At 64.4% G+C, this 20,407-nt stretch carries 14 protein-coding genes and 1 tRNA gene; 5 read left to right on the top strand and 10 right to left on the bottom strand.

Annotated features, from left to right (window positions below):
• Positions 1-7: 7 nt before the first annotated feature.
• Positions 8-2,458 (bottom strand): glucose/quinate/shikimate family membrane-bound PQQ-dependent dehydrogenase, encoded by a 2,451-nt coding sequence (locus SJY40_RS06745; RefSeq protein WP_378944146.1) that lies wholly within the window; start codon positions 2,456-2,458, stop codon positions 8-10.
• Between the two features lie 329 nt (positions 2,459-2,787).
• Here SJY40_RS06745 and modA point away from each other — a divergent pair, with 329 nt between their 5' ends.
• The 4 genes from modA to SJY40_RS06725 all read left to right on the top strand — a co-directional run bounded on the left by modA (position 2,788) and on the right by SJY40_RS06725 (position 5,522).
• Positions 2,788-3,558, top strand: a complete 771-nt coding sequence (gene modA, locus SJY40_RS06740; protein WP_378944143.1) for a molybdate ABC transporter substrate-binding protein — start codon at positions 2,788-2,790, stop codon at positions 3,556-3,558.
• Complete coding sequence (modB, locus tag SJY40_RS06735) at positions 3,551-4,255, top strand: molybdate ABC transporter permease subunit (protein WP_378944140.1); 705 nt, start codon at positions 3,551-3,553, stop codon at positions 4,253-4,255. The genes modA and modB overlap by 8 nt, the downstream gene beginning before the upstream one ends.
• Positions 4,252-5,325 (top strand): molybdenum ABC transporter ATP-binding protein, encoded by a 1,074-nt coding sequence (modC, locus tag SJY40_RS06730; protein ID WP_378944137.1) that lies wholly within the window; start codon positions 4,252-4,254, stop codon positions 5,323-5,325. Before modB ends, modC begins: the two co-directional genes overlap by 4 nt.
• A gap of 107 nt (positions 5,326-5,432) precedes the next feature.
• Positions 5,433-5,522 (top strand) — tRNA-Ser (locus SJY40_RS06725).
• A gap of 99 nt (positions 5,523-5,621) precedes the next feature.
• Here SJY40_RS06725 and SJY40_RS06720 read toward each other — a convergent pair.
• The 8 genes from SJY40_RS06720 to SJY40_RS06685 form a co-directional block, all read right to left on the bottom strand.
• Positions 5,622-8,243: a molybdopterin-dependent oxidoreductase gene (locus SJY40_RS06720; protein WP_378944135.1), complete on the bottom strand. Its 2,622-nt coding sequence runs from the start codon at positions 8,241-8,243 to the stop codon at positions 5,622-5,624.
• The gene (gene nirD / locus SJY40_RS06715) at positions 8,240-8,575 is read right to left on the bottom strand and encodes a nitrite reductase small subunit NirD (RefSeq protein ID WP_378944132.1); all 336 of its coding nucleotides are present in this window, start codon (positions 8,573-8,575) and stop codon (positions 8,240-8,242) included. Before nirD ends, SJY40_RS06720 begins: the two co-directional genes overlap by 4 nt.
• Positions 8,572-11,016, bottom strand: coding sequence for a nitrite reductase large subunit NirB (gene nirB / locus SJY40_RS06710; RefSeq protein WP_378944130.1), 2,445 nt, complete (start codon positions 11,014-11,016; stop codon positions 8,572-8,574). The genes nirD and nirB overlap by 4 nt, the downstream gene beginning before the upstream one ends.
• 3 nt (positions 11,017-11,019) lie before the next feature.
• Positions 11,020-12,687 (bottom strand): ABC transporter ATP-binding protein, encoded by a 1,668-nt coding sequence (locus SJY40_RS06705; RefSeq protein WP_378944127.1) that lies wholly within the window; start codon positions 12,685-12,687, stop codon positions 11,020-11,022.
• A 5-nt stretch (positions 12,688-12,692) separates the two neighbouring features.
• Positions 12,693-13,775, bottom strand: coding sequence for an ABC transporter permease (locus tag SJY40_RS06700; RefSeq protein ID WP_378944125.1), 1,083 nt, complete (start codon positions 13,773-13,775; stop codon positions 12,693-12,695).
• A gap of 63 nt (positions 13,776-13,838) precedes the next feature.
• The gene (locus SJY40_RS06695) at positions 13,839-15,191 is read right to left on the bottom strand and encodes a CmpA/NrtA family ABC transporter substrate-binding protein (RefSeq protein ID WP_378944122.1); all 1,353 of its coding nucleotides are present in this window, start codon (positions 15,189-15,191) and stop codon (positions 13,839-13,841) included.
• Positions 15,192-15,447: 256 nt separating this feature from the next.
• On the bottom strand, positions 15,448-16,548 hold the full coding sequence (locus SJY40_RS06690; RefSeq protein ID WP_378944119.1) for a CmpA/NrtA family ABC transporter substrate-binding protein: 1,101 nt from the start codon (positions 16,546-16,548) through the stop codon (positions 15,448-15,450).
• Positions 16,545-17,129 carry an ANTAR domain-containing response regulator gene (locus SJY40_RS06685; RefSeq protein WP_378944116.1) on the bottom strand — a complete coding sequence of 195 codons (585 nt, stop codon included), beginning with the start codon at positions 17,127-17,129 and terminating at the stop codon, positions 16,545-16,547. The genes SJY40_RS06690 and SJY40_RS06685 overlap by 4 nt, the downstream gene beginning before the upstream one ends.
• Positions 17,130-17,437: 308 nt before the next feature.
• Between SJY40_RS06685 and SJY40_RS06680 the strand changes: the two genes are divergently transcribed.
• Positions 17,438-18,313 (top strand): helix-turn-helix domain-containing protein, encoded by an 876-nt coding sequence (locus tag SJY40_RS06680; protein WP_378944114.1) that lies wholly within the window; start codon positions 17,438-17,440, stop codon positions 18,311-18,313.
• Here the strand turns inward: SJY40_RS06680 and SJY40_RS06675 are convergent.
• Positions 18,310-20,163 (bottom strand): Hint domain-containing protein, encoded by a 1,854-nt coding sequence (locus tag SJY40_RS06675; protein ID WP_378944111.1) that lies wholly within the window; start codon positions 20,161-20,163, stop codon positions 18,310-18,312. The genes SJY40_RS06680 and SJY40_RS06675 overlap by 4 nt on opposite strands.
• Positions 20,164-20,407 lie beyond the last annotated feature (244 nt).

Raw genomic sequence — 20,407 nt, 5'->3', positions numbered from 1 at the left:
GGGGCAATCAGGGCAGCTTGTAGGCCATGATGTAATCGCCCGGCTTGGTGCCGACCGAACCGTGACCACCGGCCACGATGACGACATATTGTTCGCCATCCTGTTCATAGGTCATCGGCGTGGACTGACCGCCAGCGGGCAGGCGGGTTTCCCACAGCTGATCGCCGGTCGTCAGGTCATAGGCACGCAGATAATCGTCCACCGCCGCGCCAAGGAAGGCGACGCCGCCACGGGTGATCATCGGACCACCGATGCCAGGCACGCCCAACTTAACCTTGAGGGGCAGGGGCGTCATGTCGCGGATCGTGCCGTTCTTGTGCTTCCAGACGACGCTTTCGCTGTTCAGATCGGCACCGGCGACAAAGCCCCAGGGCGGCGCGGTGCAAGGCACGCCAAGCGGGCTGAGGAAGGGACCCATGAAGACGCCGTAATCGGCACCCTCGTTGCGGTTCAAACCCTGTTCGCTGGCCTTTTCATCCGCTCCCTTCGGGGGGATTTCGCTGGCCGGAACCAGCCGCGAGGTAAAGGGCAGATAGGTCGGCATGCCGAACATCACCTGACGTTCCGGATCGACGGCGACCGAACCCCAGTTGAACGTCCCGAAGTTGCCCGGATAGACGATTGTCCCGTTCAACGAAGGCGGCGTGTACTGCCCTTCGTAGTCCAGACCCTGGAACTGGATGCGGCACATCATCTGGTCGATCATCGTGCCACCCCACATGTTCGCACCCGTCAGGCGGTCGGGGCGGAAGGTCAACGCCGAGATAGGCTGCGTGGGGGCGGCATTCTCGCCCGGGATCTTGCTGGGTGCGGCAGGCAGTTCGTCGCGCGGGCTCAGCGGTTCGCCGGTGCGGCGATCCAGAATCCAGATGTCGCCCTGCTTGGTGGGGCCGACAAGCGCGGGAACGGTCTGGCCGTCGCGCGTCAGGTCGATCAGCACCGGCTGCGCGGGCACGTCCATGTCCCACAGGTCGTGATGCACGGTCTGGCGGATCCACTGTTCCTGACCGGTGCCGATGTCCAGCGCCACGATGGCCGAGGAACGCGCCTCGACTTCCGGGGTGCGGTTCATGCCCAGCTGGTCGGGCACCTGGTTGCCGGTGGGGATATAGACAAGGCCCAGCTCCTCATCGGCGGAAAACACCGACCAGCTGTTGGGCGAATTGGTCGTATAGCGCTCGCCACCTTCGATATCGATGGGGGTGGTGTCTTCGGGATTGCCGCTGTCCCAGTTCCACAGCAGTTCGCCCGTATCGATGTCGAAGGCGCGGATGACGCCCGACTGCGATTTGGTCGAGAAGTTGTCGTTGACGGCGCCACCGATGATCAGCTTGCCATCGACCGCAACCGGGGGCGAGGTCGAGTAATAGTAGCCCTCGGGGTTGTACTCCATCCCTTGTTCCAGATGCAGCGTGCCGTCATCGGCAAAGGACGAACAGACCTCGCCGGTATCGGCATTCAGCGCGATCAGCCGCGCATCCGCCGTGGGCAGATAGACGCGACGCGGGCATTCGGCTGCAATCGCCGCACGCTGCGCAGTGTCGTCCTGCGGCTGGTCGTCCTGCGGCTGATCAGCCGGGGCCTGATCTTCGGTTGCCGGATCGTCCTGCGCCGTCGGGGTGGCGGCTGCGGGCGTGACTTCGGGGGATTGCCAATAGGTGACACCGCGGCAGGTCTGGTGCTGGCGATCCGGGTTCATCCCCGAATTCGCGTCGAAGCGCCAGTTTTCCTTGCCGGTCTTAGCATCGATCGAGATGGCGATGTTATGCGGCGTGCAGACATAGAGGCTTTCGCCGACCTTCAGCGGGGTGACCTGATAGGTGGTCTCGCCCACGTCGTCTGGGCGCTTGACGTCGCCCGTCTGGTATTCCCACGCGGGTTCCAGATCGGCCACATTGGTGGGCGTGATCTGTTCCAGCGGCGACCAGCGTTGGCCATAGTTGCTGCGACCGTACTGATGCCATTCGCCGTCTTCCATGGGGTTGCCGGTATTGGCTTCGGTGGTCAGCTTTTCCGTCGGCAGTTCGCCGATGATGCGGCTGGGTTCCTGGAACAGCGAATAACCCGCAACCAGGATCGACACGACGGATGCGGCGGCCACCGGCAGGACCGATGCCGCGCGGGGCGCACCGACCTCGGAGCGTTCGCCCAGGCCGCGGCGGAAGACCGGCAGGCACAGGATCAGCGCGATCAACACAAGGATGCCGCCACGCGGGGCCAGCTGCCACCAGTCGAAGCCGACTTCCCAGACCGCCCAGGCCAGGGTTCCCACGACGATGGCCGCATAGAGCCACAGCGCGGCCGCCTTGCGACGGAACATCAGCAGGGCGGTGACCAGCAGCGCGACCCCCGTGATGACATAGTAAAGACTGCCTCCCAGCATTGCCAGTTTCGTGCCGCCAACGGCCAGCGCCAAACCAAGCAATCCAAGGATGCAGGACATGAATGAGATCATCATGATGATCTTCCTTTTTTGTCCATATCGGCATCGGGCACGAAAAGAGGAGGAGGGGTGCCGGATGCGATTCATGAAAATCAGAAAAGGTCCGGATCACGCCGCGATGATGTACCGTTGCATGCCGAACCTGCGGGCCTGTTAAACCTCATGGATATGTAACGCAATCATTCGACACCCACTGATTTCGACCGCCATGGGCGTCAGAAAAGGTCAGGATGCCATGACCTCAACACGGTTGCGTGAACGCCGGTTCCGGACGGGAAGGCGTTGCAACCCGGCGCGTCATCGAGTGTTATAGTCACCGGAACATAACGCCCGAAGGATTGCCGATGCCCCTTACCACGAAACTGACCGTCGGGGTCGTCATGGCCTTGGCGTTTGCCGCGCCGCTTCATGCCGAACAGATCACCGTCTTCGCGGCAGCCAGCCTCAAGACCGCGCTGGACCGGATCGCCGACGAGTGGAACGCGACCGCGCAGGATCAGGTGGTCGTATCCTATGCCGGCAGTTCGGCGCTGGCCAAGCAGATCCAGCAGGGGGCACCGGCGGATATCTTTATCTCGGCAGCGGTGGACTGGATGGATCTGCTGCAGGATCAGGACCTGATCGCACCCGACAGCCGTATCGATCTGCTGGGCAACGATCTGGTGCTGATCGGCGGGCAGGGGGATCAACCGGTCGATCTGGGTCCGGGCTTTGATCTGCCGGGGCTGCTGGGGCAGGGCAAGCTGGCGATGGCGCTGGTCGATTCCGTGCCGGCGGGCGTCTATGGCAAGCAGGCGCTTTCGTCGCTGGGACTGTGGGAGGGCGTTTCGGGCAATGTCGCACAGGCGGACAACGTCCGCGCTGCCCTGGCGTTGGTTGCCAGTCAGGAGGCGCCCCTTGGCGTGGTCTATGCCACCGATGCCGCAGCCGAGCCGGAGGTCGCCGTCATCGGACATTTCCCCGACGACAGCCACGACCCTATCACCTATCCCGCAGCGCTTGTGGCGGACAGCCGCCATCCGCAGGCGCAGGGATTTTTGGATTATCTGATGGGCCGCGATGCGGGGCAGGTCTTTGCGGGTCAGGGCTTTACCCTGATCGACCGGGATGAATGAGACCTTCGGTCTGACACCGCAGGAATGGCAGGCCGTGGCGCTGTCGCTGAAGGTGTCGCTTTGGGCCACCATGCTCAGCCTGCCGTTCGGGATCATGGTCGCCTATCTGCTGGCGCGTGGCCAGTTCTGGGGCAAACAACTGTTGAACGGGCTGGTGCATCTGCCGCTGATCCTGCCGCCCGTGGTCACGGGATACCTGCTGCTGGCTGGCTTCGGAAGGCGCGGTCCGATCGGCGGATTTCTGGACGATTGTTGCGGCATCGTGCTGGCGTTTCGCTGGACGGGGGCGGCGCTGGCCGCGGCGATCATGGCCTTTCCGCTGATGGTCCGCGCCATCCGCTTGGCGATCGAAGCCGTCGATCCCCGGCTGGAGCAAGTGGCGGGCACACTTGGTGCCAATCGCGTCTGGGTGTTCCTGACCGTGACGTTGCCGCTGATCTTGCCCGGCATTATCGCGGGCGCCATTCTGGCCTTCGCCAAGGCGATGGGCGAATTCGGCGCCACCATCACCTTCGTCAGCAACATCCCCGGCCAGACCCAGACCCTGCCCTCGGCCATCTATTCCTTTCTTCAGGTCCCGGGGGGCGAGGCTTCGGCCCTGCGTCTTGTGGCCATCGCCGTCGCCATCGCCATGATCGCACTGCTGCTGTCTGAATGGGTGTCGCGGGCCATCGCCAAAAGGATCGCAGGGACATGACCCTCTCGGTCGCGCTTCGACACCGTTTCGCGGGGTTTACGCTGGATGTCGATTTTCAGGCGCAGGCTGGCGTGACGGCTTTGTTCGGCAGGTCGGGGTCGGGCAAAACATCGGTTATCAACGCCGTCGCAGGGCTTTTGCGACCCGATGCCGGGCGGATCACGCTGGACGGGCGCGATCTGGCGAACAGCGAAACGGGCCGCTTTCTGCCACCGCACCGGCGCGGATTGGGCTATGTCTTTCAGGACAGCCGCCTTTTCCCGCACCTTAGCGTCAGGCAGAACCTGCTGTACGGGCGCTGGTTCGCACGTCATGCCGATCGGATCATTTTTGATGATGTCGTGGCGCTGCTGGGGATCGGCGATCTGCTGGATCGACGCCCCGGCGCGCTGTCGGGGGGCGAAAAACAACGCGTCGCCATCGGTCGCGCGCTGCTGTCGCGTCCGCGGATGCTGCTGATGGATGAACCGCTGGCGGCACTGGACGACGCGCGCAAATCCGAGATCCTGCCCTATCTGGAGCGTTTGCGTGACCAAACCCGCATCCCGATCCTTTATGTCAGCCATGCCATGTCCGAAGTCGCCCGTCTGGCCACCACGCTGGTCATCCTGCAGGATGGCAAGGTGATGCGTGCGGGGCCGTTGGGGCAGCTGATGTCGGACCCCGAAACCGCCGGGCACCTGGGGGCGGAACAGGCGGGCTCGGTCCTCTCCGCGCGGGTCGAGGCGCATGACGACGACGGGCTGACGCGGCTCTCGACCCCTTTGGGGCAGCTGCTGGTGCCGCAGGTCTCGGCCGCGCCCGGCCATCTGCTGCGGCTGCGCATCCATGCGCAGGACGTGATGCTGTCGCTGACCGCGCCGCAGGGCATCTCGGCGCTGAACGTCCTGCCAGCCACGGTGCGAACCGTAATGCCGGGAACGGGGCCTGATGTTCTGGTGCAGCTGTCGGTCGGTCAGGACCATCTGCTGGCCCGGGTCACCGCCAGATCCGCCACCGCGCTGGCGCTGAACCCCGGGCGGCCCGTCTTTGCCATCGTGAAATCGGTCGCCGTAACGCGCCGCGACTGACCCGACGACGCGCTGCGGCATGAGCATTGGAAAATCAGACGAAAGAGATTGAGATTATGCCAAAAATGCCCTTGTCACCCCCTGACGACATCCATATACGGATCAGCGGAGATGTGGCCGAGTGGTCGAAGGCACGCCCCTGCTAAGGGCGCAGGCCCGAAAGGGTCTCGAGGGTTCGAATCCCTTCGTCTCCGCCATTACCCTGTTTTTGTTAAGTAAGTTCGCGCGCGCCGCCGACTTTCGTCTGCCGTTTTCTGGACGCTTTTCGTCGTCGGCAGACGCCTTCACTTCCCGTATCATGTCGGCGCAAAGGTGCTTGCCAGAATGGCTGCCAGGTCGGGGCGGCAGGCGCCGCAGTTGGTGCCCGCTCCGGTGCAGGTGCCGATCAGGGGAACGCTGTCTGCCTTGCCGCTTCGGATCGCCTCGGTGATCGTGTTTCGCCCGACGCCAAGGCACGCGCAGATGATCGGGCCGGGGTCGGGCATGTCCTTGGCCGGACGACCCGAAAGGGGGACGGGACTTGGCCGGCCCAGTTGCGCGGCAAGGTGGGTTCTCGACACTACGACCGGATGGGGGGCGGTGAACAGGGCCGCCAGCAGCATGCCGTCTGCAACGAAAGCGATGCGCGTGATGCCCGTGGCGCTGTCGGTGAAGGTCTGGCAGGGCGCGTCGGGCAGGGACAGGATGCGGCGGGCGAAAGTTTCGGGGCAGCGCGGCGGGGCGATGCATGCCAGCTCGGCCCGCCAGCCATGGGTGACGCGGCTGCGCGCCCAGTATCGGCAATCTGGGGTGATCGCACCGGTGCTGACGGCAAACCCGAACCACCGGGCGGGCCAGGGCGCAATCGCCACCGCCGCGCCCTTGCTTTCGGGTTGGCCCGAGATCGGATCGACGACCGAGGGCACAAGTGCCGCGACACGTCCAAGGGGGGCGGTCTCGGCGCTCCAATGAATCGGGGCGAAGACCTGCCCGCGCGGCAGGCGTTCCGTGATCAGGGCACGCAGTACGCAACTGCCGGTGGAGGCGCTGACGTGGATAAGCGACGCGGGCGCGATGCTGTGTTCGGCAGCATCATGCGGGTTCATTTCAAGGAAAGGCTCGGCCAGATGCTGGTTCAGGCGCGGCGCCTTGGCGGTGCGGGTCATGCTGTGCCACTGATCGCGGATGCGTCCGGTGTTCAAACGGAAGGGTCGCGCATCATCGGTGGCCTGCGCCGGTGGGCGCTCGGTCACGGGGATCATCCGCGCCTTGCCATCGGGCGTCTGGAATTGGCCGTCGGCAAACATTCGTTCGCGGCTGCGCTGCAGATCGACCGGCCAACGTGTCGGCGCCAGCGTGTCATAGCCTGTCCCGATGCCGATCAGCCCCGTGATGTCGAAATCCGACCCGTGGCCGACCGCGACCTTTGACAGCCGTGCGTGTTCGTCGAATACCTGCGCCGCGCTGTCGAAGTCAAAGGCCTCTTGCCAACCCATGCGTTGCCCGATCCGGCAGATGATGTCCCAATCGGGGCGTGCCTGACCGGGCGGGGGCAGAAAGGCGCGCTGGCGGCTGATCGTCCGGTCCGAGTTCGTGACCGTGCCCTCTTTTTCGCCCCAACCCGTGGCGGGCAGCAACACATGCGCCAGCCGTGCGGTATCGGTATTAGCGCTCAGGTCGCTGACGACGGTGAAATCGCAGCCCGCGATGGCGTCGCGGACCATGTCGGCATCGGGCATGCTGACGGCGGGGTTGGTGCAGATGATCCACAGCGCCTTGATGCGGCCTTCGCGGACCTGGCGGAACATGTCGACCGCTTTAAGACCGGGGCGTTCGGCCATGGTCGGCGCGTTCCAGAAGGTGCGGACACTGTCGCGGTGATCGGGGTTTTCCAGATCAAGATGGCAGGCCAGCGCGTTCGACAGCCCGCCGACCTCGCGCCCGCCCATCGCATTGGGCTGGCCCGTGACCGAGAACGGACCCGCCCCCGGCCTGCCGATCCGGCCCGTGGCAAGATGGCAGTTGATGATGGCATTGACCTTGTCGGTCCCCGATGACGACTGGTTCACCCCTTGGCTGAAGACCGTCACCACCTTCGGCGTCGAAACCCACAGGTCGCAGAAATCCGACAGCTGCTGCGCCGACAGTCCGGTGACGGTGCTGTCCTGCGCATGCGCCGCATCCAGCGTGTCCTGCAGCCCCGTAACATGGGTCAGAAAATCGCCATCCAGCGCACCCGCACGGTCGATGGCCGCCAGTAGATGGTTGAACAGCGCCACGTCGCTGCCCGGTTGCAGCGCCAGATGCATGTCGGCCAGATCACAGGTGGCGGTGCGGCGCGGGTCGATGACGACGACGCGCATATCGGGGCGCGCTTCCTTGGCGGCGGCCAGACGCTGGTACAGCACCGGATGGCACCATGCCAGATTGCTGCCGACCAGCACGGCAAGATCGGCCTGATCCAGATCCTCATAGGTGCCGGGGACCGTGTCCGAACCGAAGGCACGTTTGTGCCCTGCGACGGTCGAGGCCATGCACAGCCGGGAATTCGTGTCGATGTTTGCAGACCCGATGAAGCCTTTCATCAGCTTGTTGGCGACATAGTAGTCCTCGGTCAGCAACTGCCCCGAGACATAGAAGGCGACCGAATCCGGTCCATGCGTGGCGATGGCCTGCGAAAAGCGGTCGGCCACTAGGTCCAGCGCGCTGTCCCAATCGCTGTCCTTGCCGTGAATGCGCGGGGCCAGCAGGCGGTCGTCCAGCGACAGGGTCTGGCCAAGGGCGGTCCCCTTGGAACACAGCCTGCCAAAATTCGCGGGATGGTCGGGGTCGCCGCGCACCTCGGCCCCGCCCATGCCGTCGGGGCGCGCAAGGATCCCGCAGCCCACACCGCAATAGGCGCAGGTGGTGCGGACCTCGGGGGCAAGTTCGTCCCTCATGCGACCTGCCCCCGACGCAACCTTTGGGTGTCCAGCAGGATGCGTCCTCCCTCGACCCGGACGGGATAGGTGGCCACCGATCCCGTGTCGGCACCCTGCGCCAGACCGGTGTCCAGCCGCAGCACCATCCCGTGCAGCGGGCAGGTGACCGAGCGTCCGTGCACGATGCCCTCGGACAGGGGGCCGCCCTTGTGGGGGCAACTGTCGTCGATGGCAAAGACCTGATCGTCCACGGTGCGGAAGATCGCGACGCAGCCCAGATGGGTGCGCACCACGCGCGCCCCGCGTTCGGGAATGGCGTCCAAGGCGCCGATATCGGTCCAGTCGGTCATTCCGCAGCCTCCAGTGTCAGGTCGGCAAGGGGGGAATACAGCTCGCGATAGCGGGGCTTGGTGCGTTCGGCCCAAGGGTCCTGCTGCATGAACTGCTGGGCATAGTAGAAGCGGTCGGCCAGCGCCTTGCGGCTGTCGGCATCCGTCACCACGCGTTCGACGATGTGATCCAGCCCCACCGCGTCCAGCCATTTGTACATGCGCTGAAGATAAGCGGCTTCCTCGCGGTACAGCTGGACGGTGGCGGCGGTGTATTCCATCACCTCGTCCTCGGTCCTGACGGTGCACATCACCACGGTGCCCTGAATATGCAGCCCCGCCGCCCCGCCGATATGGATGACATAGCCGGAATCGACGCAGATCACGCCCACATCCTTGCAGGTGCTTTCGGCACAGTTGCGCGGACAGCCCGAGACCGCCATCTTGACCTTGGCGGGCGTCCAGGACCCCCACAGCGCCTTTTCCATGCGGATGCCAAGGCCGGTGCTGTCCTGCGTGCCAAAGCGGCAGTGGTCGGTCCCCACGCAGGTCTTCACTGTCCGTAAGCCCTTGGCATAGGCTTGGCCGCTGACCATGCCGGCGGCGTTCAGATCGGCCCAGATGTCGGGCAGGTCCTGTTTCTTGACGCCCAGCAGGTCGATGCGCTGACCGCCCGTCACCTTGACGGTCTGGACATCGTATTTGTCGGCGGCATCGGCGATGGCGCGCAATTCGCGGGCATTGGTGATGCCGCCCCACATGCGTGGCACGACCGAATAGGTGCCGTCCTTCTGGATGTTGGAATGCATGCGTTCGTTGACGAAGCGGCTTTGATCATCGTCCTGATACTCGCCCGGCCAGTCGCACAGCAGGTAATAGTTCAGTGCCGGACGGCAGGATGCGCAGCCGCAGGATGTGTCCCACCCGCATTCCTGCATGACGGCGGCCATGGATTTCAGTTCCTGCGACTTGATGAGGCGGCGGACATCCATATGCGTCAGAGCCGTGCAGCCGCACATCGGCTTGACGGTCTGGACCTGAAAACTGTCGCCAAGGGTCATCGCCATGACCTGTTCGACAAGTCCCGTGCAGCTGCCGCAGGACGCGCTGGCCTTGGTCTGGTCGCGGACCTCGGACAGGGTTCCGGCGCCGCCCCTGATGGCGTTGACGATGGTCGATTTGCAGATGCCGTTGCAGCCGCAGATCTCTGCGTCATCCGGTAAGGCTGCAACGGCTGCCATAGGGTCCGATTGGGCACCCCCCTGAAAAGCCGGACCGAAGATCAGCGTATCGCGCATCTGCGACACGTCGCTGCGGTCCTTGATCAGCCCGTGGAACCACGCGCCATCGGCGGTGTCGCCATACATGACGGCACCGATCAGGCGGCCTTCCTCAAGCACCAGCCGCTTGTAGATGCCGCGTGCCGGGTCGCGGAAGATGATGTCCTCGCGGCCATCGGCATCGGCGAAATCGCCGGCGCTGAACAGATCGCATCCGGTGACCTTCAACTTGGTGGCGACCTCCTTGGGGGCAAAGGCGGCGGGGGTGTCGGCCAGCGTATCGGCGGCGACCCTGGCCTGATCGTAAAGCGGGGCGACCAGACCGAAAACGGCGCCCTGATGTTCGACACATTCGCCAAGCGCCAGAACCCGTTCATCCGAGGTGACCATCGCGTCGTTAACATGGATGCCACGCCCGACCGCCAGACCCGCATCGCGCGCAAGGGCCACATTGGGGCGGATGCCCACGGCCATGACCAGCAGATCGCAGGGGATCACGCGGCCATCATCCAGCTGCAGGCCGGTGACATGGCCATCCGCGCCCAGAATTTGCGACGAATTGGCCTGCGTCAGGACGGTGATGCCCTTGGCCTCCAGCGCTTTCTTCAGCAGGTATCCGGCGGCTTCGTCCAGCTGACGTTCCATCAGGTGGCCCATGACGTGAACGACGGTGACATCGACGCCGCGCGCCGCCATGCCCGCCGCAGCTTCCAGCCCCAGCAGGCCGCCGCCGATCACCACGGCCCGCGATCCGGGGCGGGCGCCCAGTTCCATCATCCGTTCGGTGTCGTCCAGATCCCGATAGGGGATGACCCCCTGCAGATCGTGACCCGGCAGCGGGATCATGAAGGGGTTTGACCCCGTCGCGATCACCAGCCGATCATAGGGCAGTTCGCCCTTTTCCCCCACCACCACGGCGCGGTCGCGGTCGATGCGCAGAACCCGTTCGCCAAAGCGGCAGGTGACGCCATGCGCGGCATACCAGTCGTCGTCATGCGTGACGATCTGGGCATAGGTCTTGTCGCCCGACAGCACCGGCGACAGCATCAGCCGGTTATAATTGCCGCGCGGCTCGGCGTTGAACAGGGTGACGTTCCATGCGCCGGGCTGATCCTGGAACAGGTGCTCCAGTATCCGGCCCGAGGCCATACCGGCCCCGATGACGATCAGGTTTCTGGTCATGGCTTACTCCGCAGCTATGGTTTTGGGTTTGGCGCCGTGTTCGTATTCCGTCAGGAAATCAAGAACCTCTTGGCGATAGTGATAGTAATCCGGATGGGCCAGCAGCGCCTTGCGGCTGCGTGGGCGGGGCAGGTTCACATCGGTGATGCGACCGATGGTGGCCTGCGGGCCGTTGGTCATCATCACGACGCGGTCGGCCAGCAGGATCGCCTCGTTGACGTCATGGGTGACGCAGATCGCGGTGACCCTGGTGCGCGACCAGACCTCCATCAGGACCTCTTGCAGTTCCCAACGGGTCAGGCTGTCCAGCATGCCGAAGGGTTCGTCCAGCAGCAGCAGCTTGGGCGACAGGGCAAAGGCGCGGGCGATGCCGACGCGCTGCTTCATCCCGTTCGACATGGATTGCGCGCCCCGGTCCATCGCATCGGCCAGACCCACCCGTTCAAGATAATAGTCGACGACATCCTGCCGTTCGGCCTGGCTGGCGCGGGGATAGACCTTGTCCACGCCGATGGCGACGTTTTCGCGTGCCGTCAGCCAGGGGAACAGGTTCGGCGACTGGAAGACCACCGCGCGTTCCGGATCGGCGCCCAGCACGTGTTGCCCGTCCAGCGTGATCGCCCCCTTCGAGATGGCGTTCAGCCCCGCGGCCATGGTCAACACCGTCGATTTCCCGCAGCCGGAATGGCCGATCAGGCTGATGAATTCGCCCTGATTGATGCGCAGGTTGAAATCCTCGACCACCGTCAGCGGGCCCTTGGGCGTGGGATAGACCTTGTGCAGCTGCGAAAATTCCAGAAAGCGCCGGTCCTGCATGCCTTCGCGCGCTTCGCGGACGGCGGCCGGGATCATCTGGTGCAGCGGCGTGACATCGGGCAGGCCGCGCGTTTCGGGGGCCTTTGCGGCAAAGCCCACATCCATCAGGTATTGCGTGACCCTGGCGCGCAGCTGCTTGAAGCCCGCGTTGTGGTTCATCGCATCGCGGTTTCGGGGGCGGGGAATGTTCACCCGGACCGGATCGGCCAGCGTGCCATCGGGGTTCAGCACGATGATGCGGTCGGCCAGCAGGATCGCTTCGTTGACGTCATTGGTGATCAGGATGCAGGTCTTCTTGTCGGCTTCCCATATATCCAGGATCTCATCGGCCAGATTGGCGCGGGTCAGCGCATCCAGCGCCGACAGCGGTTCGTCCAGCAACAGCAGGTCCGGCTCCATCGCCAAGGCGCGGGCGACAGCGACGCGCTGGCGCATCCCGCCCGACAGTTCCGATGGATAGCGCTGCGCCGCATGGGGCAGGCCGACCATGGCGATATAGTGAGCGGCCTTGGCGGTCCGTTCGGCGCGGGTCAGCCTGCCGTGCACTGCATCGACCGCCAGCATGACGTTGCCGCGCACCGTCAGCCACGGCATCAGGCTGTAGCTTTGGAAGACCAGCCCGCGGTCGGGTCCGGGGCCGGTGATGGGCTTGCCGCGGAAGGTCAGGCTGCCGGTGTCGGGCAGGGTCAGCCCGGCGACCAAGTTCATCAGGGTGGATTTGCCGGTGCCGGAGAAGCCCAGGATGGCTACGAACTCTCCCTCGGCCACGTCCAGATCGATGTCATGCAGGATCTGGCGGCGTTCGGCGCCCTGACCCAGACTCTTGCCGATATTGCGGAATTGCAGGATGCTCATGTCGATCACCGCTGCGCCGAGAAGGTGAAGAAGGACTGCAGCGCGAACATCACCCGGTCCAGCAGGAAGCCGATGATGCCGATGGTCAGCACCGCCACGATGATGCGTGCCAGCGATTGCGATGATCCGTTCTGGAACTCGTCCCATACGAATTTGCCAAGGCCGGGGTTCTGGGCCAGCATTTCCGCCGCGATCAGAACCATCCAGCCCACACCCAGTGACAGGCGCAGCCCGGTAAAGATCAAGGGCAGGGCGGATGGCAGCACCAGCTTGGTGATCTTGGCATAGGTGCCCATCTTCAGCACGCGGCTGACGCTGACCAGATCGCGGTCGATGGATGCCACGCCAAGCGCGGTGTTGATCAGCGTCGGCCAAAGAGAACACAGCGTCACGGTGATGGCGGAAACCAGGAACGACTTGGAAAACAGCCCGTCATTGGTGGCATAGACCGCGCTGACCACCATGGTCACGATCGGCAGCCACGCCAGCGGGGACACGGGCTTGAAGATCTGGATCAGCGGGTTCAGCGCGGCATTGGCGGTGGGCGAGAGGCCTGCCGCGATGCCAAGCGGGATGGCGATGGCCGAGGCTATCAGGAACCCGAAGAACACTGTCTGGATCGAGGTCCATATCTGCCCGTAATAGGTTGGCGACCCGGTATAGGCGATATCCTTGACCTCGGCGGCGCGACCGGCCTCGACCAGCTTCTGGTTGCGCAGGTCAAGACGTTCCTGAAAGCGCGCCTGCTTGTCCCATTTCTGGCTGGCGTCCTCGTGCAGGCCGCGGGCCTCTTGCCAGACGGCGACGGGACCGGGGATCGCCCCAAGCGAGGTGACGACGCGCGGCGCCAGTGCCGACCACAGCGTCAGGAAGATCACGATCGACAGCAATGGCACGCCCAGCAGTCGCCAGACCTCTTTCATCTGGCCACGCGGGTCGTCCCCCGCGGCGGCCTTGATCATCGGGGTGATCCAGCCCAGCCCCAGGACCGAAAACCACGGATCGGCCTTGTTGATGCGGGTGAACCAGACCGTGCGGCGGGATGCGCGCGGCGGGGTGGTTGCGGTGATGGGATCGACAGCGGTCATGACGCTCTCCGGAATGGCGGTATGGCGTTTTCGGGGAACGGGCCGGGGGGCGGCCCGTGGGGGTCATCCGTTTGCGGCATCGCCGGATTTCAGGCCGATCGGCAGGCTGTCCAGATAGGCGTTGGGCGCCTTGCCGTCATAGGGAATGCCGTCGATGATATCGCCCGCCGGGGTCGGCGCCTTGTAGCCGTCGCTGTCCCACGGGAAATCGGTTTCGGACGCCAGACCCTCGTCCACCAGCATGCGGGCGGCCTGCAGGTACAGGTCAGGGCGATAGACCGACCGCGCGGTTTCATCGAACCAGGCGTCGTCCTTGGGTTCGGCAATCTGCCCCCAACGGCGCATCTGGGTCAGATACCAGACCGCATCCGAATAGAAGGGATAGGTCGCGTCATGGCGAAAGAAGACGTTGAAGTCCGGAACGTCGCGGATATCGCCCTTTTCGTATTCGAAGGTCCCCGTCATCGAAGCCGCGATCACAGCGCGATCGGCGCCCACGTATTCGGGGCGCGACAGCATGTTGACGGCGTCTTCGCGGTTGGCGTTGTCGTCCTGATCCAGCCAGATCGCGGCGCGGATCAGCGCCTTGGTCAGCGCGATGGTGGTGTTGGGATTGTCGCGGGCGAACTGCTCGGTGATGCCGAAGACCTTTTCGGGGTTGTTCTTCCACAGCTCGTAATCGGTGATGACCGGCACGCCGATGCCCTTGACGACGGCCTGCTGGTTCCACGGCTCGCCCACGGCATAGCCGTCGATGGTCCCGGCCTCCATGGTGGCGGGCATCTGCGGCGGCGGAGTGACCGACAGCATCACGTCCGCCCCGATCTGACCCGAGGTGTCGTCGGGCGAATAGAAGCCGGGGTTCAGCCCGCCCGCCGCCAGCCAGTACCGCAGTTCGTAATTATGGGTCGAGACCGGGAAGACCATGCCCATGTTGAAGGGCTTGCCCTGCGCCTTCAGGCTGTCGACCACCGGCGCCAGCGCCGATGCGCTGATCGGGTGCTGCGGCCTGCCGTCGGCATCGGTGGGGATGTTGGGCTTCATCTGCGACCAGATCTCGTTTGAGACGGTGATCCCGTTGCCGTTCAGATCCATGGAAAACGGCGTGACGATATGGGCCTTGGTGCCATAGCCGATGGTAGCGGCCAGAGGCTGTCCCGCCAGCATATGCGCCCCATCAAGCTGCCCGCCGATGACACCGTCCAGCAGCACCTTCCAGTTGGCCTGCGCTTCCAGCGTGACGAACAGCCCTTCGTCCAGGAAATAGCCGTTCTCATAGGCGACGGCCAAGGGCGCCATGTCGGTCAGCTTGATGAAGCCGAGGGTCAGCTCGTCCTTTTCAAGGTCCAGCATCTGGGCCATGGCGGGGCCGCCCAGGATGGTCGATGCCAGAAGGCCGATTGCAAGTCGTTTCATGGTGAAGGTCCCTGTGGTGATCCGAGGACGACAGATGCGTCCGGACAAACGAAAAATAGCCGACGACCAGCCTCGTGCAGTGGCACGAAGGGTCGAGCGGCTTTGCTCGGGTAGACCCGGACTTTGGGAATGGTGTCAGGCGGACGCCATTGTCTGCCTGTTAACCATCAAGACGCGTTGGCGGGCCGTCATCAAGACCGTTCCCCGCGGCTGGTCCCGGAAATGCATCCGATGCGCTCGGTTGCGCCAGATTGGATCAATCCTGCGGCAATCGGCCTAATTCTTGACCATCAAAGAAACGGTCCGGGGGCATCACGGGCGGGGAATAGCCGGGAATTGCCTGCAGGGCATCGTCGTGCAATGCCGTGCGATAGGTCGTCATCGCGCTTTGGCGTGCGCCTGTCCTGTCCAGTCCAAGTCGCGCGGCCAGTCGCTCACCGATCCAGGCGGCATGTTCGGGGCGCGGGGCGGGACAGCCGAAATCGACGAATTGCGGCACATGGCGGCCTTCGCCCCGACCCGAGATGGTCATCTGCCCCGACAGGGCGCGATCGATGATCTCGGCGGGGACATCCAGATAGCGGCTGCCCGACAGCAGGGCGCAGGCGGTCGTACGGCTTTGCGGATCGCACAGCCATTGGCCGGCGTGCCACAGCGCGCGGATGGTGGCGCGCAGGGGTTCGGGGTTCGTATCGGCCAGATCGGCGCGCACGCCCAGCACCTTTTCGGGCGCGCCCGACCAGATGGCACTGCCGGGCAGCAGCAGCGATGCGACGCCTTCCTCGACCGCGACCGAACCCCAAGGCTCGCCCACGCAAAAGGCGTCCAGTTCGCCCGCGGCCAGACCCGCCGCCATCAAGGGGGGCGGTACCGTGCGGATATCGACCGAGGCGGGCGCCGGCAGCCCAAGCGCCGTCAGCCAGTGATACAGCAACTCGGCGTGCATCGAGAACGGGAAGGGCACCGCGATCCGCAGCGGCCCCCGCGCGGCGGCGATCAGCGCGCGCCCTGCCGCATGGGGGTCGTCCATTGCAAATCCATGGCCCGCATCGCGCATCCGGGCGGCCATGGCGTTGTTGACGCCGATCACCTCGCCGTTGCACGACAGAACCGAAATGGCGGCAAGCGGCGCGCCCGCGCCCGCCAACCCAAGCGCACTGGCCACCGGCATGGGCGACAGCATCTGCGCGGCGCTGACCTGGCCGAACAGCACCATGTCACGCAGCGCCGACCACGAATGGGCGCGGCGCAGGTCCAGTGCGATGCCCTCGGCCCGGTCGAAGCCCATTTCAGCGGCGACGATCAGCGGGGCGGCGTCGATCAGCGGCAGGAAACCCGCGGGAAGGGTGGTGGTCATGACAGCAGCCCCGCGGTGCTGACCAGCGCCTCGGCCACGTCGATGACCTTGCGGCCCTGATCCATGGCGGCACGGCGCAGCATGGCATAGGCCTGCTCTTCATCGATGCCGCGTGCCTTCATCAGGATGCCCTTGGCGCGGTCGATGACCTTGCGTTCCTCAAGTGCGCGCTTGGTGGCGGCCAGTTCGACCCGCATCCGGCGGAACATGTTGAAGCGTGCGACGGCGGCGTCGATGATCGGTTTCAACCGGTCGGCCCGCAGCCCGTCCACCACATAGGCCGACACCCCGGCCTCGATGGCGATGCGGGTCAGATTGTCGTCGCTCTGATCGACGAACAGCGCCACGGGGCGCTCCAGCGGTGCCGAGGCCAGCGTCAGCGCCTCGAGCGCATCGCGTGAGGGATTGTCCAGATCTATCAATACGATATCAGGGTTGTCCGCCACGATCGATGCCGTCAGCCGCGTCATGTCGGACACCGTGTTCAGCCGGTACTGGCCCGCCCGCGACAGGCTTTCCTCGATCAGCGCCGCCCGCGCCGGATCGCTTTCGACGATGGTGATCTTCAACAGCCTTTGCATTTCGACAGGTTCTGGGCAACCTGTCGGAAATGGCAATCGCCAACCGCCGCCCCGGCGTGATATCAGACGTGATTGCCTTTTTATTAAGCGTTCCCCTCGTCAAAGGGCGCTAGATTGATTTGGTACATACATATTAGTAATCTCGGATAGCGATTCCCCGACAACGGACGGGCGGTCGCACGGGGGGCATTGGGGGCGATCGGCAATTCGGCATGGTCGTGATGCGATTCCTGCGCAGTCAGCGCGGGTTCGTTTCGCGACGCATGGGTCGATCTGAGACAGGCACAGCACTGGGACGATTTGAGGTCATGATCAACAACTCCGAACTGAATGGCACGGCCGTATCGCCAGACGTCGCGGTGCTGCCGATCCAGAGCCAGCTGACCTCGGGCGCCCGGTCGTTCCGCGACCGGCGGCATCGGGCGATTTCCTTGCGGGCAGGGCAGGGCATGGTGCATCTGCCGTCAGGGCCGGTGCCCTTCGAGGCGCCCTGCATGATCTGGCTGCCCGCGGACGCCGGCACGGCGATCACCATGCAGGCAGGTACCCGCGGGATGATCCTGTCCCTGTCCGAGGTCGGTCTGGCGCAGGCCATCGCGGTCGGACCGATGGCCGACAGCCTGCGTTCCATCGTCGTGCTGCCCTTCGTATCCGCCCGGTTGGAGCCGAAGGACGCCGACCGCTTTCACCGCAGCCTTGACCGACTGCGCACGGAAATCGAATCCGAACAACCCGGCCATCTGGATGTCGTGCGTCACCTGACGGCGATACTCTGTATCGATATCTGGCGGCTGACGCGACCCCTGGACCAATCGGCGCAGACATCCGACCGGATGATCGCAACGCGCTTTCTGCAGATGGTGGAAAAGAACCTGCGCGCGCAATGGCCCATCGCCCGCTATGCCGAGGAGCTGCAGATCACGCCCGAACGCCTTAGCGCCATCCTGCGCAAGACCACAGAACGGGCACCGTTGGCGCTGATCCACGCCCGCATCATCCAAGAGGCGAATGTGCTGTTGACGAATTCCAGCATGCAGATCGCCGACATCGCCGAAAACCTTGGTTTCTCGGACCCGGCCTATTTCAGCCGCTTCTACAAGCGGATGACAGGGCATTCCCCCAACCGGCAGCGGCGCGACCTTGGTCCGCAGAACCCGGGTTCGACCTTCGCATCCTGGCCTTAGAGGCGGGATTGCATCGCGCGGTTGTTGGCCATATGGCGGGCGACCATCCGTTCGGCCTTGGCGCCTTGGGTCAGACGATGCGCAGAGCGGCGGCTTTCGTCGGTCCGGAAGATCATCGCGTATTCATGCTGCAACGGGCCGGGCAGGCAGTTCATCGCCTGCCTTCCGGGATAGAAGCTCTCGGACCAGCAACCGTTGGCTTGGACCACCTGATGGCCATCGAACACCAGATGCAGATAGGTCACCGGGCCGCATGGCTGCGGTTGCTGGACGCCCCTAATTGCCAACAACGCCTTGGCCGGGATCAGCGTCGCGTCGCCCGTCATGCGCCGGGCGATGGGGCTGTCGATCAGAATGCGGTGCTGGGGCGATACGATCAGATCCTGCGCGGGCACCCCCGACCCCAGACTGCCCGCCGCGATCCGTACCGGCCAGAGGTTCGGGCGCAACGCGACCTCTTGCGCGCCCAGCATGCGTCTGTGGATCGCCCGCAACGGCTTGGGCCCATCGCGGGTGGTGACGGCATCGCCGACACGCAGCGTCTGGATCGGGCGCGGCCCCTGCGGTGTCAGGATCATCGTTCCCGCGCAGAAGCAGACCACGTTGATGTTGATGGCGGTCAGATCGGCGATGCCCATGTCCATCAACATGACGCTGCCACCGCCGGCCTCTGACGGCAGGGCGATCATCATCGAACCATCCGCATATTCGGTGGCGGCGTCGATGACATCGTCCAGCGTCTTGAAATGCGGGCTGAGGTCGATGACATCGCTCTCGGCTTCGCTGAAATCGGTGATGGTGGCCTGACCCCCGGTCTGGATGCGAAACACATCCGCACCCGTGCCGCCCGTCAGGGTGTCCTGACCGCTGTCGCCCTGCAGCGTGTCGTTGCCGGTGCCGCCCTCCAGCAGATCGTCACCGCCTGCGCCCGACAGGTAATCGTCGCCATCCCCACCCAGCAGCGTATCGTCATTGACGCTGCCATAGATATCCTCGTGGAAGAACTGGCCCTGAACGGTGGTGGCCGTGGCCCCAAGCGTCTGCGCCGACAGCATGGTCATGCGCGGGAAATCATCGGCATCGCGGATATTGCCGCCGGACAGCGCCTGAATGGTCTGGGCCAGATCCTGATAATGCGGCGAAAACGAGGTCGATTGCACCAGCGACAGCGTTTCGCCCGACGGCTGCGTCAGCGACCCGCTGCGGGCCACGGCGCCGATCAGAAAGGTGTCCGACTGGCCGTCGCCATCGGGATCGAAATCCAGAAAATTGCCCGATCCGCTCATGCCGCCGACCGCCTCGGCGCCGAGGATGGTGAAGAAGCCGCCGATATCGCCGCCGACGATCTGTTCGGTATAGCCGCCCGGCAGCAGATCGCCGCTGGTCTGATGCAGCACCCCGTCCTGACCATTCAGCGAGACATCCGCCGAAGGATAGCCGGTGATCGTGACGGTCCCCACCAGATCGTTCGGATCATTGGCGATCAGCAGCGGCGCGGCGGGGCCGTCATAGAACTGGCCGGTCGATCCCAACCGTTGGCCCACCTGCAACCCGATATCGAAACCGGCCTTGACGAAATCGGGCGTGCCATTGCCGTCGGTGTCGTCGCGATAGTCGTTCCAGGGGGCGGTGCCGCCGCGCAGGGTGAATTCGAATTCGTTGGTCTTGTGCTGTTCGACCTGATCATCAAGGCTGCGCTGAGGGATGGCATTGCTGCCTCCTCCGGGGGCAGGGTTGTGGTTGGCGCTGAAATATATCCCCCCGCCGATATGCGCCCCCGAGAATTTCACATCGACGGCTGCAAGATGTTCCAGTTCAACCGTGGCGGGATCGACGATGACCAGCGTCATATGCGTACCTTCCTGATTTGGGCAGACATTTTAACGTGCGGACAGGCATGGTTAACCATGCCATGTTGGGTCAGACGCATTTTCGGATCAAGATTTTCGACAGGCTCTTCGACGTTTTTCCGACCGATTTCGCCGCCGAAGGTCCGCTATGTCTGCACAATTCAGGGTTGTGCGCTGCAAAGTCTGCGACAGTGCCTTCGGATCGTGCAGGGCACTTGCAAGGATCACGGCCTTGCGCCAACCT

Source organism: Paracoccus sp. R86501 (genome assembly GCF_042466435.1).
GTDB lineage: Bacteria > Pseudomonadota > Alphaproteobacteria > Rhodobacterales > Rhodobacteraceae > Paracoccus.
This window is presented reverse-complemented; position numbering and strand designations above follow the sequence as displayed.